We start from the raw sequence: 12,291 nt of genomic DNA on the forward strand, positions 1-12,291 counted from the left end.
GTCACACTTGAAATATCGGCTATTTACCTTAGTAGGCCTATGCTTATCATTGTTTTGTTCTTTTTCATTAGCGGCTGCGAGTACTGGTTGGCTGACCAACCCTCAGCACCCTCCGATACAAGTTAAGCTCACCCTCACTGGTGAAAAAGACATCGTAAACCAAACCATTGCAGCTATTTTGCAAGTCAAGTTATCTGGTGACTGGAAAACCTATTGGCGCGCGCCTGGTGAAGGAGGAATCGCCCCTAGCGTTGATTGGCAACAATCAAGCAATGTCAAACAAGTTGATTGGTTTTGGCCCGTTCCTGAGCGTTTTAGCACCTTAGGACTGGAGACGTTAGGCTACCGAGATAGTGTCACTTTTCCATTACAGATCCAATTGGCACAATTAGACCGCAACACCCAACTACGGGGCAAATTTACCCTTTCAAGTTGCACCAATGTTTGTGTACTAACAGACTATGAGTTAGCGCTCGACTTTAATGCTACAGACCTGACTGGTGACAGTAATGCCATGTATTTATACAATAAAGCCATGGTACAAGTGCCTCAAACCGAGCAGCAACTAGCTCAGCTCAGTCAGTTAACTTGGGATCAAAACCAGCAACAGCTCAGCTTTACGATTACCGGTAAAACTTGGGACAACCCCGATGTTTTTATCATTGGCGATCCCGACACTTACTTCAATATTGAGCAATTACAACCCGAACAAGAGCAATTAAAAGGGCTGATATCCGTTAAAGGTTGGCTCGGCGAAGTCAACTTAGAGCAACAGTTATTAACCTTAGTGGTAGCCGACAAAGAGTTGGCTATCGAAGTAAATCAACTCGCCCAAGCGGGCATCATCGATGCCAATGCTTTTAAGCAAAACCCTATCGGCTGGCCAAGTATGCTGCTGATTGCCTTACTAGGTGGCTTGATCTTAAATATTATGCCTTGTGTTTTGCCCGTGTTAGGAATGAAGCTCAGCACCGTGCTCACGGCAAAAAATCAAAGCCAAGGGCAAATTAGAAAACAGTTCATTGCTTCTGCTTTTGGCATTATTAGCTCATTTTGGTTGCTTGCTTTAGCGGTATTGTTATTAAAGGTCAGTGGCCAAAGCATTGGCTGGGGCATTCAGTTTCAGCAACCTTGGTTTATTGGCTTTATGGCGTTAATTACCACGCTATTTGCATTAAACATGCTGGGCTTATTTGAAATTCAACTGCCCAGCGCCCTGCAAACTAAGCTCGCCACTAGCGGTGGCCATTCTTATGTCGGCCACTATGTGCAAGGCATGTTTGCCACCTTATTAGCTACGCCATGCAGCGCGCCCTTTTTAGGCACGGCGGTTGCGTTTGCGCTGGGCGCAGATACCTACAGTCTGTTCATTATCTTCACTGCGTTAGGCGTCGGCATGGCTCTGCCTTGGTTGCTGATCGCCATGGCTCCGCAGTTAGCCCGTTATTTGCCGCGTCCGGGCAATTGGATGCAACAGATAAAGGTTTTCTTTTCGGTGTTACTGTTTGCCACCTCAGTTTGGTTAATAAGTTTATTACAAAGCTTTATCGGCGGCTGGCTATGGGTGATCTATGGCATCTTCGCCATCGCCCTTTGTTGCCTTATTAAACAAAAATATGGCACCAAAATAGCGCTTATTTGTATCAGTGTTAGCTTTATTGGCTTAGGTGCAATAGGCATAACGGCCTCATTGACCAGCGATAGGTGGGCTTCACCCTTAAATCCTGATCTGGCTTGGCACATGTTAGAGCAACAGGACATTGACCAACAAGTGGCGCAAGGTAAAACCGTTTTTGTTGATATTACGGCCGACTGGTGCATCACCTGTAAAGCCAACAAAGTTGGCGTGCTACTACAGCAGCCAGTCTATGATGCCCTGCAGCAACCAAATATTTATTTAATGAAAGGCGACTGGACCAAACCTGCGCCTCATATTAGTGATTATCTACAACAAAATGATCGTTATGGCGTGCCTTTTAACATTGTTTACGGACCCAATGCGCCTGAAGGTATAGCCTTACCAGTGATTCTCAATAGCGAAGATGTTATCAGCGCCATTGATCGCGCATCAGCTACGTCCTCTACTCAATAGGAATATTCATATGAAACTGTTACCCCTTGCCGCATTAGTACTTGCAAGCCCATTGGCTTTTGCTGCGCCCTCAAGCTTTACTCCTGAGCAACAGGCCGAGCTTAAAACCTTGATCAAACAAGCCTTAGTTGAAGATCCTGAGATCTTAAAAGAAGCGGTAGTGGCACTACAAAATTATGAAGAAGAGCAAGCCAAAGCCTCCCAAGTAGGAATGCTGAAAAAACAAGCCAAAGCTATTTTCGAAAGCCCCAACGACCCTTGGTTTGGCGCTGAAACCCCTAAGTTAGTGATGACTTACTTTACCGACTTTAACTGTCCATACTGCAAACGCATCGAACCTCATTTAGCTAAACTGGTAGAAGAATTTCCCGAACTACAGATCAAGATAAAAATGGTGCCTTTACTGGGCGAAAGCTCGAAAGAAGCAGTCGATTTAGCGCAAACCGTATGGCAGCATGAGCCAGAAAAATACCTTAAGTTAAAGAAAACCTTAATGGCAAAACCTACTCGTTTGGACAGTGCCAGCATTGCCCAAGCAGCGAAGGCAACAGGCACTGAACAATGGCTAGGTAAAGCCGATGCAAGCACTGCGACCACCATCAATAACAATATGAATTTAATGCGCGCGCTCGGGTTACGTGGCACACCAAGCTTAGTGTTTGCCGATCAAATCGTGCCCGGCCTGGTCGATTACGATCAGCTAAAAACAGGGATTGAACAAGCATTAGCCGCTCAGGAGTAATCAGTTAGTGGCAAAAAAATTATTAAACTGGGCCAAACAGGCCCTATTATTACTGGTTGTAGCGATAGTACTAAGTGGTGCGCTAGACTGGTGGCGCAGTAAAGATATAGATAGAACCAATCTACCGCCGCTAGTCGGTACCAGCCTAAAAAAAATGCCCATTGATCTTGCCAGCTTAAGCCAAGATCAAGCAGTGTTGGTGTATTTTTGGGGCACTTGGTGTCACGTCTGTAATTACGTCACTCCAGCAGTCAATAGCATGGCAACACATTATCCAACAATAACGGTTGCACTTGGCTCAGGTGATGACAACCGCATGAATCAATACCTGTACCACCATGAATATCAATTTACCGTGCTCAACGACCCTAACAACTCACTTGGGCAATTGTGGAAGGTCAGTGTGACGCCTACTATTCTGGTGATCAAAAACAACCAAGTTGAATACTTCACCACTGGCTTTACTAGCTTGCCAGGGTTGTGGTGGCGAATGTTAACGGCATGATAAATGGATGGATACTCGAGGAAACGAATAAGTCAGCCTTCTGGAAAGAAGGCAAGCTTAGTGTTAAAGGGTGGACAGAGAGCCAACTTAAGCCTCTCCTCGACGCACCAATTTAAACGCCCATATCCAGCAAACAAGTAACAAAATAACTGCTAAAAAATGACTAAAGCCGGCAATTTTCTCTGCTTTGCTAAGCCAACCTATTGAACTAAATAACGCATACCAATCATGGCGACCGCCCCCCACTAAAGGCAACACACGGGCATTCGCGTCGCCCATATATTCCGCCATATACATCATACTTTCCGCTAACCAAATTCCGCACAACGCCGTGGCAAAGCGCTGGTTTAAACGATAAAAATGCACGCCACACAAGGCCGGAACTAACAACTGTAAAAACGTGCCACCTAACAGATGTAAAGTATCGCCAAACGCCATAAAAAACAGGTGTCCAGCCTCATGAAACGCTAAATTAACACCATCAATAAAATGATAACGATAAGCAAAAGCCAGCCACAAACAATATGGTACTAATGCTAAGAGAATAAGCATTTTGGCTTTATCGATGGGCTTCGGCTCAGCCCCTGGCGCATAGTATTTCTTCATTCTAGCGCGAACCAATCATTGACAGGTATCTGCTAGTAAGTGCTGCCACTGTGGTTGACGTTTAAACGCCACTTCAACATAACTACACTCTGGTACCACCTTAAGTTGCTGCTCTTGAGCAAAGGCTACCATTAGCTGCATCGCGATACCTTGACCACGAAACTGCTCAGGCACCCGAGTGCTATTAACGTGAATAACCTGATCTTGCTTAATATATGTCATCACCGCGCTTTCATCTGATAACGGTTCAGTATAGAAAGTGCCTTGCAGCTCATCTTCATAATGACCAATACTCATTGCTCACCTCCAATATCTCAAAAGTTAAGTTTATACCCAAATCAAGTTCAAGATGCATCTTGACTGGGTACATACCAGACTGGCTAAGAGTTCTGTTTATCAAATGGCTTTAAGCAAGCAGGGCCAGTTCAACAATAGCTTGGCAGTGGATTGCCGTGGTATCAAATAAAGGTAATTCGATATCTGATTGATTAACCAGTAAAGCTATTTCAGTGCAGCCTAAAATAATGCCTTCAGCGCCCTGCTCTCGCAAATCAGCCATCACCGCTAAAAAGTCCGCCTTAGCTTGCGCGCTAAATTGACCTAAACAAAGCTGTTCAAAAATGACTTTGTGGATCATCTCACGCTGTACCTTATTTGGGGTTATGACATCTATCCCAAAACGCTCAACTAAACGGCCTTTGTAAAAGCTTTGCTCCATCGTAAACGCAGTGCCGAGCAAACCAATTTTAGTAATGCTAACTTGTTGCAGTTGCTTGGCCGTGGCATCGGCAATATGCAGTAGGGGTAAATTAATATTTGCCATTACCTGATCGGCAACCTTATGCATAGTATTAGTCGCAATGACAATAAAGTCAGCCCCCGCCCTCTCAAGGGCCTTAGCCGCATCGGCTAAGATAGCGCCAGCTTGATGCCAATCACCTTGCCGTTGCAGTGCTGCTATCTCTGCAAAATCCACACTGAACAAAACCAACTTAGCCGAATGTAAACCACCCAACTCAAGCTTGATTAACTGATTAATTTGCTGATAATAAAGCTGAGTCGACTCCCAGCTCATGCCACCAATAATACCGATTGTTTTCATACTACACCCATGCAGTTTATCGAGATATCACTGTGGGCCAAACCGCCATAAACATCAATAAACGACTAAGCTGAACTCTCTCCCCTATGCCATACTTATGATCTAGCTAACAATATAGTTAATGATGGCGAGACAATTCTTTTTATCACTATCGACTAGACGCACATGGATCTAGGTAGATCCTAGCCTATATCATTAATTATGATTTCACTCGCCATCAAAGTTAACCAAGCCTAAGTCTGGCTATCGTGATTTAGTTAATACAAAGCTTTCACTCGGGCGGTAAAGTCAGAAGCCGTACGACGCATATAATGACCGGACTGCACGGTTAAAGTGGTATCAGCTAATGCTAGGTCTGTTTTCGTGTCAGCAAAATCTCCCTTTGGCACCACCACAACCGCTGTTAACTTAGCAATCTCAGCCTGATAATCAGCGTCATCGATACAAATAGCAGCAATCGAATCCAATAATGCACTGGTTCGCTCACCAGTATGATTAAGCACCCATGCATCTTGGTACTTCTTGTCAGCCAGTTGCACTTTATTTGCCGTAAGCATGCTATCAAACTCATCCCAATTAACGGTTACGGCTAACGCTGCATTACCACAGGCTTGCTGCATTTTATTGGCTGACTGCAGGATAACTTCATCAGCACCACGCTTCGCCTTAGTCTCTGCTACGCCAGCCCAACTTGCCATCGACACACAAGTTAATACGCCTGCTAGTATTGTCTTTCTCATTTACCTATTCCTTACTTATAAAAAGGGCTGCAGCGCTAAGCGCATGCAGCCAAATCACACAATGGACATCATAGAAAAAAGGGAGTTAGATTAGCGCCACTGCTTCACGCCAACTGTGCGGTTTTCCATATCTTTAATGTAGTAATCATTAACCGAAAACGACACATTCTCAAATTCATCAAAGAAGAAGCGCTTACGCTTGAGCTGTAGGTTTTCCATCATCTGGTTATACATATTCGGCGTTAAGGTAATCTCGACCCAAGAATCACTAACACCTCGAATCATGCCTTCATCGCCCGCCATTAGCTTCACATTGTGCTCAGGGCTAATGACTTCAATACTGCGACCATGTGGAATTCGACCCGGTAAAATAGCTAATAAGTATTCTGCGGCTAACGCGTCAATCTCAATGTATGCAGAGCTTGCATCGCTGACATTGAATAAAATTTTGCCACAAGGTACACATTCAGTATCTGAACCATCGTTTTCAGCGCCGCGACGTATGGCTTGAGCAATGTTCTCATTTTTTAAAATACTAAAGCGGCCTAAGTCAACTAAACCAGCAGGGGTTTGGTAAGACAGCACCTGCATGAATTTTTCCATGGTCCAGCTACGCGCCGCCATCGCTTCATCAGCAGTTATCGGCATGATTTGAATAAATTCAATGCTATCACCGCCATCCTCTAACGCTTCAATAGCAGGGTCTTCCACAAACAGCACGGTATCTAAGAAACAATCTACAAAGCTTACCAACGGACGATTGATTGCCACCATGTCACCCACAACAAAGCCGTTGTCACGATTAAACGCAAATTTAGCCAATGATTTGATAAACTCTACCGCCCACATAGGTGCCGTTTCATCATCACTTTTAACACGGAAGCTAAGCTCAAAGCCGTATTTCTTAAAACCTGTTGTTAAAAATAACCAATGCGCTTCAGGATCGCTCATCTTATAAGCCGCGATCATATCAAGGGGCTGATCGCCACCTAATTCAAATGGAATATCAGGTTTAAACTCTGTTGCTTGTAGTGAGCCGAGTAATACTTCAATGCTATTTTTAGTTGCCGTTGTCATCAATAGTCCTTATTGAATTTCACTTATTCAATTAATTTAAAAAGAGTCGGAGAAAAAATCTCAATATATTGATTCTATTGCTAATTATGGGTCTAAACCGCTGCATAGAACTGACCCTACTAACGCAACAGTGATAACAAAGGGGTTAAAAAATTAATAAATAATTTTCGAATTATCTGCCATAAGCACTTTAGATGGCCTAGCAAACAACATGTCGCAGACTTAAAAAACAAAATTAATAACTAATAATCAAGTGCTTAAGCAAATAGAATATAACTAACTCAACGTGAAACTACGAATTATTTTAGCCACTAATTCTGCTTGATTACGGGTGCCTGTTTTTGCCAAGCAAGCCTTAATCTGCTGCCTTATAGTGTTACTCGTGGCATGGCGAATGCTGGCAATTTCATCAACTAGGGTGCCAGCGCAAAGTAAACTCGATACTTCCGCTTCCGCTAGAGTCAATGAAAACAACGACATTATCTCTTGAGGATAAATTTTGATCTGATTTGCACAAGCTTGAATCATCACCATGCTACAAGCTAAAGAGTGCGGCCCAATCGGGGTCAGCACTTGATGAAACCAAGGCTTAATTGTCACTCGGTAAATGCTCTGTTCGTACCGTGTATAGAAATATTCATCAAGTTCCGTCCCATGAGAAGAAGCTGAACAGCTCAATGCCATTTTAAATTGAGCATCTGCTGCAGATGAAGCAAACGTCAAACGGCGCGACGAAAGAAATGACAATTGAAACAACTTGCTTTTAGACAGTAACGCTTGGGCCGATGCATTAAAGTAATGCAACTCCGCCTGATAATCACAAACAAAAATAGCCTCAGGCAATGCATCAAGTAACCCATTCTTCGTACCCACAGCATTGGCTTGTTGCATGCGTAGCGACATCTCTAAAGCGTGTTCAATATGGGGAAGAAACGCATTGGCTACCGCAACCTGTTGCTGAGAATAATACCTCGTATCGGGTCCTGACATGAAAGCAAGCTCAGTGATCAACGGGCTATCGGGTTTTGCCAGCAAACAACCGATTGAGTTTCTGATCACTGCTGGTTTCGCAAAATCTGTGTAAATCTCTGAGTGGACAAAGCGTTTATCGTTACATACTAAATGGCTAGGGTGGAATTGATTAGCATCATGCTGCGCTAGCCCTTGAGTCCACATATCGACTTTATAAAAATAATCCTGATATGTTTCAAAATAACCAGGCTCAAAACCATGGGCAACAAATCGAGAAGGAGAGTGATCAACACTAGAGCGGCTAGCAATAAATGCATGAGAAGAGCCTAACGCATCGCTAATCCGCATCAGCACATCGTGCCATAACTCAGGCTTTTCAATGGTACTGTAAATTTGTTTAACAATGTCGCTCTGATCAACTTGGTTCATATTTACCTACAACAATGAAGCAATCAATTAGGTAAAAAGTATTAGTTCTTTCTCTACAATGTCAAACTAGTGTTTAAAAAATGTTAACAGTATTACCCATATGGGTATTGTTGGGCAAAAACCTCGGTGAAATACTCAAGTTGAATGACAAGCCAAACTCTGCCTTGTGAAAAATAATAAAAACCAATTGGAGCACATATGAAAATACGACTATTAACCGGATGCATTGCACTTGCTTTGGCGGGTTGTGGTGGTAGCAGTAACTCATCAACCGAGACTCCCACACCAGCACCCACACCCACTCCAGCACCACAAATCCAGAAAGGCATCTTCCTAGATAGTCCTGTTGCAGGTATTAATTATCGAACCGACACAATCACAGCCGGCGTTACCAATGCGCAAGGCGAGTTTGAATATATAGACGGGGAAAATGTGACGTTTTACCTCGGCGATCTAATCTTTCCAACAGCCAAAGCCAGCGCACAAGTTACCCCTGCTGATTTAGGTGGCGGTCTAGCAACCACCACCACAGTTAACATCTTACAATTGCTGCAAAGCCTAGATGACAATGGCAACCCTGATGATGGCATTGCGATTACCGACACCAGTAAATCCGCTTTTGTGGGCACAGGTCTAGATATCAGCAGTGAAAACTTTGATTCATCTGTCAGCGCCATTTTAACCAGTATGAACAAAACATTAGTCACTGAAGAAGCCGCCAAAGCTCACTTCAGCAGTACCTTAAACGGTCAATTGACCGGTAGTTGGCTATTTAGTGAAGGGGCTGGAAAACGCAATGTGCTTACCTTCTTCAACAATAACAACTACATCATCGTGCACGAACATTCAGATATCGATGATAATGGTGACCAAGTAGCAGGCTCGGCCGAGTATGGCACTTACTCCTACGACCCTACAACTCAAAAACTCGCACTCAAAGTCATCGGCGAAAGCGACAACTCAGGTGGACTAGCGGACAACAAAGGCGCAGCTAACCTCGACATGAAGTTAACAGGTATGGCTTTAGACATCACTTTTGCTGACGATGAAAATAATACTGTACGATTTAACAAAATCAGCGACAGTAATAATCCTTTAGTTGGCGCTTGGTTTTTGCGAGAAGAAAACATCAATAGCGACAACATTTTAACAATTCTTCCTAATAATCAATACGCTATTGTGCACACCAATAACCAAGAAGCATACAATGGCGCTGCTGTTATGGCGGTATCGGGCGAGTTTGGTAGCTTTAGTTATACTGGCGACGTTTTTACCACCACAGGCATCACCGCGGAAGCAAACGGTCCGGGCGGTTTATATGACAAAGATAGCCCTGCGTTCAGCGCCACCTTAACGATAATGGCTGATAAAAGTTTAACGTTTACTAACCCAAGTGAAAATTTCACCTTTAGCCGAGTTAAATAGCCGCCATAGACGTACATAGTCACAACATTAAGTTGCTGCCAAATGTATACCAACTAACAATAACGCCAGTGAAAAAACAATCCCACTGGCGTTATTGTTGGTAAAGCTATCACGAAAAATCAACCGCCCTTAATATATACCTATACGCATTTATTTGTTTTGCAAATGATTGACTATTGTATTCATTTCAACTTTCCTTATGCTGCTAAGTTGAACCAAGAGGCTCTCGCCCTGGATTCAATCACCTAATGTCTCTAACAATAAATGGAAGTTACTCATGAAAAAAAATACCCTCATATTATTTACCAGTATGGCAATGACGCCAATGTTAGCGCATGCAGCAAGTGACACCCACCACGCGGTAGCTGACAGCGTGATAGCAGAGCAACGCGCCGCACTAGCAGAGAATACCAAAGGCCAAGGCTATGGTCCGCAATCCCCTCGCGACATAGATACTTTAGTGGGCACCAACACCAGAGAGTTTGGTATAGCACCGCCTTACACAGCAATGAACTTATGTAACATTCATTTTCACAAAAACGCCGAGCACAAAGGCGGCGAATTCAACAAATACGCAGGTAATGGTGACGGCCATGGTTACAACAGTGGCTATGTTTACACTGGTAAGTTAAGTGCTGAAGAATTAGCACCTTATAACCAAGAAGTGGGCAAGGGTGAGCACGGTAAATTACAGTCAGGTGACACCATTGAAGTACATTTCGTACATTCGACAGCAAAAGTAAAACCAGGTCCAACCCTTGGCTCGTGTTTAAATGATGCGATAGGCAACCCACAGCTACGTGTAGAAACCCAAGTGTACGTGGTGGTCAATGACAAAAATGCACTCGACTTCGTTAAGCAAACTGAATACGGTCTAAAAGATGGCCTTTACCAGGCAATCAATATTCCAACCAATACAGGCGAAGCAATCCAATATGCAGGCTCTACCACTGGCCCTAGCTACAACGAAAAAGGCTCACCATTCCAAGTTACATGGAGCGTTCGCCCACAAGTTGCTAAGGTAAACATCGCCACCGTAGCACAATGGCTTAAAGGTAATGACTTTAACGAAGACCACGCTCACGGCGTACGAAATCTAGTTGTAAACCCTGATTTACTTTCTGATGGCCATTAATTTCAGCGCATGATAAGCATTTAATGCCACAGTCAAAAGGCTTGTTGCACAATACAACAAGCCTTTATTTTAATTAAACGCCAAGCTCAAACCAACGCTCGCCCTAGCCAAATTCACCTAGATAACTGTGTGCCAAAAAATTGCTTACACTAAATGGAACTGGCTTTGCATGCCCTGTTCGCGTAGCGGAATAATGGCTTGATATGCCGCGCTGTGATACCAATTTTTCGCCGTGGTTTTATCAGGAAACTGGATCACCGCTTTCTTCGAATGAGTGGTATCGCCATGCAATACCTCTATTTCCCCTTTGGCAATGAACTGACCGCCAAATTCAGCCACAATGACCGCCGCTTGTTCACTATATTGCGCGAGTTGTACCTTATCTAATGGTGTTAGATCAACAATCACTAAACTTGTCATTTGTTTTCTCCTTATTGTGATTAGCTCATTAATTGTGAGCCACTTATTTGAGCGATCCGATTCAGTTGACACAGCTTATTATTGTGATAAAAATTTAACAACAGACTAAAAATTAACTAATTGTTTAAAAATATGAACAGTGTAAAACTAGCCCCGCTACTGTTAATCTTTGTAGAAGTAGCGAATAAGCGCTCTTTTACCGCCGCAGCAAAAAAACTCGGCATGAGCAAATCTGCCATTAGCCAGCAAATAAAACGCCTTGAGCAAGCAACTGGCCAACAGCTTTTGGCGCGCAACACTCGAGGCGTGACGCTCACGGCCGTTGGAGAAACATTACTGGCCCGCAGTGAGCTGCTGAGCCAACAATTAAGCCTCACGTTAACCGAGCTGAATAGTGCAAAAACACAGCCCAGTGGCCAGTTTAAAGTATCGGTACCGCCATTTTTTGAACAACATATCGTTATTCCCGCATTGCAGCAGTTATGTGTGGAGTTTCCAAAGCTAAGCCCCGAAATTATCGTGACCGGAAAGTGGCAAGATCTGAGGGAGCACAACCTAGATGTCGCCATTTTTGGTGGTGATTTAAAAGACAGCAACTACCGCGCATTGTCGATAGGCAAAGTTGCTGAAATATTCTGCGCTTCACCACGCTACCTCAAACAACACGGAAACTTAACCAGCCTCGAGCAATTAACTTCGCACCGATTTATTGCTACACCTTGGCAACATGATGAACTGCGGTTATTTGATAACAAACAAAACAATGAACAACGACTCAAAATCGCACATTACGCAAAAACCAATACGCTAAATACGGTATTAGAAATGGTCCAACATGATATGGGCGTGGCGCTGTTTCCTGCGTTTTTAGCAACTGAAGAACTAAGTAACGAAAGGCTAAAAAGGGTGCTACCAGAGCTTCAAGGTAGAGCATGGCAGTTTTATTTCTTGCACCAATATCACGGTGAAAAACCAATCCATATCGGGCGATTTCATCAGCTAATTAGCCATTATTTTAATAAAGCCAACAGCTAAAACCACAACTC

Annotated in this window: 13 protein-coding genes; 6 read left to right on the forward strand and 7 right to left on the reverse strand. The window is 43.6% G+C overall.

Annotation, left to right across the window (positions count from 1 at the left end; translation table 11 throughout):
* Positions 1-7: 7 nt before the first annotated feature.
* The 3 genes from Q4519_RS17410 to Q4519_RS17420 are packed head-to-tail and all read left to right on the forward strand — an operon-like array spanning position 8 to position 3,339.
* Complete coding sequence (locus Q4519_RS17410; RefSeq protein ID WP_303514462.1) at positions 8-2,092, forward strand: protein-disulfide reductase DsbD; 2,085 nt, start codon at positions 8-10, stop codon at positions 2,090-2,092.
* A gap of 10 nt (positions 2,093-2,102) precedes the next feature.
* Positions 2,103-2,834, forward strand: a complete 732-nt coding sequence (locus Q4519_RS17415) for a DsbA family protein (protein ID WP_303514464.1) — start codon at positions 2,103-2,105, stop codon at positions 2,832-2,834.
* A 7-nt stretch (positions 2,835-2,841) separates the two neighbouring features.
* Positions 2,842-3,339, forward strand: coding sequence for a protein disulfide oxidoreductase (locus Q4519_RS17420; protein WP_303514466.1), 498 nt, complete (start codon positions 2,842-2,844; stop codon positions 3,337-3,339).
* Between the two features lie 87 nt (positions 3,340-3,426).
* Here Q4519_RS17420 and Q4519_RS17425 read toward each other — a convergent pair whose 3' ends face one another.
* From Q4519_RS17425 to Q4519_RS17450, 6 genes are all read right to left on the reverse strand, one after another.
* Positions 3,427-3,945, reverse strand: a complete 519-nt coding sequence (locus tag Q4519_RS17425; RefSeq protein ID WP_303514468.1) for a hypothetical protein — start codon at positions 3,943-3,945, stop codon at positions 3,427-3,429.
* 15 nt (positions 3,946-3,960) lie between these two features.
* Complete coding sequence (locus tag Q4519_RS17430; protein ID WP_303514469.1) at positions 3,961-4,242, reverse strand: GNAT family N-acetyltransferase; 282 nt, start codon at positions 4,240-4,242, stop codon at positions 3,961-3,963.
* A 109-nt stretch (positions 4,243-4,351) separates the two neighbouring features.
* Entirely contained in the window at positions 4,352-5,047 is a 696-nt protein-coding gene (locus tag Q4519_RS17435; RefSeq protein WP_232804047.1) for an aspartate/glutamate racemase family protein, read from the reverse strand.
* 257 nt (positions 5,048-5,304) lie between these two features.
* Positions 5,305-5,787, reverse strand: coding sequence for a hypothetical protein (locus Q4519_RS17440; protein ID WP_232804048.1), 483 nt, complete (start codon positions 5,785-5,787; stop codon positions 5,305-5,307).
* A gap of 90 nt (positions 5,788-5,877) precedes the next feature.
* Entirely contained in the window at positions 5,878-6,864 is a 987-nt protein-coding gene (locus Q4519_RS17445) for a suppressor of fused domain protein (protein ID WP_303514474.1), read from the reverse strand.
* A 276-nt stretch (positions 6,865-7,140) separates the two neighbouring features.
* On the reverse strand, positions 7,141-8,265 hold the full coding sequence (locus Q4519_RS17450; protein ID WP_303514478.1) for a hypothetical protein: 1,125 nt from the start codon (positions 8,263-8,265) through the stop codon (positions 7,141-7,143).
* A gap of 198 nt (positions 8,266-8,463) precedes the next feature.
* Between Q4519_RS17450 and Q4519_RS17455 the strand changes: the two genes are divergently transcribed.
* Positions 8,464-9,690 (forward strand): hypothetical protein, encoded by a 1,227-nt coding sequence (locus Q4519_RS17455; protein ID WP_303514479.1) that lies wholly within the window; start codon positions 8,464-8,466, stop codon positions 9,688-9,690.
* 277 nt (positions 9,691-9,967) lie between these two features.
* Entirely contained in the window at positions 9,968-10,825 is an 858-nt protein-coding gene (locus Q4519_RS17460) for a delta-class carbonic anhydrase (RefSeq protein WP_232804052.1), read from the forward strand.
* Positions 10,826-10,969: 144 nt separating this feature from the next.
* Here the strand turns inward: Q4519_RS17460 and Q4519_RS17465 are convergent, their stop codons facing one another.
* Complete coding sequence (locus Q4519_RS17465; RefSeq protein WP_303514485.1) at positions 10,970-11,245, reverse strand: DUF1330 domain-containing protein; 276 nt, start codon at positions 11,243-11,245, stop codon at positions 10,970-10,972.
* A 132-nt stretch (positions 11,246-11,377) separates the two neighbouring features.
* Here Q4519_RS17465 and Q4519_RS17470 point away from each other — a divergent pair, with 132 nt between their 5' ends.
* Positions 11,378-12,280: a LysR family transcriptional regulator gene (locus Q4519_RS17470; RefSeq protein WP_303514488.1), complete on the forward strand. Its 903-nt coding sequence runs from the start codon at positions 11,378-11,380 to the stop codon at positions 12,278-12,280.
* Positions 12,281-12,291 lie beyond the last annotated feature (11 nt).

The organism is Motilimonas sp. 1_MG-2023 (assembly GCF_030547455.1).
Taxonomy (GTDB): domain Bacteria; phylum Pseudomonadota; class Gammaproteobacteria; order Enterobacterales; family CBDFNC01; genus Motilimonas.

Coding starts and splice junctions, on each gene's coding strand:
- Q4519_RS17430 (WP_303514469.1), bottom strand. CDS start 4,242: ATGAGTATTGGTCATTATGAAGATGAGCTGCAAGGCACTTTCTATACT.
- Q4519_RS17440 (WP_232804048.1), bottom strand. CDS start 5,787: ATGAGAAAGACAATACTAGCAGGCGTATTAACTTGTGTGTCGATGGCA.
- Q4519_RS17445 (WP_303514474.1), bottom strand. CDS start 6,864: ATGACAACGGCAACTAAAAATAGCATTGAAGTATTACTCGGCTCACTA.
- Q4519_RS17450 (WP_303514478.1), bottom strand. CDS start 8,265: ATGAACCAAGTTGATCAGAGCGACATTGTTAAACAAATTTACAGTACC.
- Q4519_RS17455 (WP_303514479.1), top strand. CDS start 8,464: ATGAAAATACGACTATTAACCGGATGCATTGCACTTGCTTTGGCGGGT.
- Q4519_RS17415 (WP_303514464.1), top strand. CDS start 2,103: ATGAAACTGTTACCCCTTGCCGCATTAGTACTTGCAAGCCCATTGGCT.
- Q4519_RS17425 (WP_303514468.1), bottom strand. CDS start 3,945: ATGAAGAAATACTATGCGCCAGGGGCTGAGCCGAAGCCCATCGATAAA.
- Q4519_RS17435 (WP_232804047.1), bottom strand. CDS start 5,047: ATGAAAACAATCGGTATTATTGGTGGCATGAGCTGGGAGTCGACTCAG.
- Q4519_RS17470 (WP_303514488.1), top strand. CDS start 11,378: ATGAACAGTGTAAAACTAGCCCCGCTACTGTTAATCTTTGTAGAAGTA.
- Q4519_RS17465 (WP_303514485.1), bottom strand. CDS start 11,245: ATGACAAGTTTAGTGATTGTTGATCTAACACCATTAGATAAGGTACAA.
- Q4519_RS17460 (WP_232804052.1), top strand. CDS start 9,968: ATGAAAAAAAATACCCTCATATTATTTACCAGTATGGCAATGACGCCA.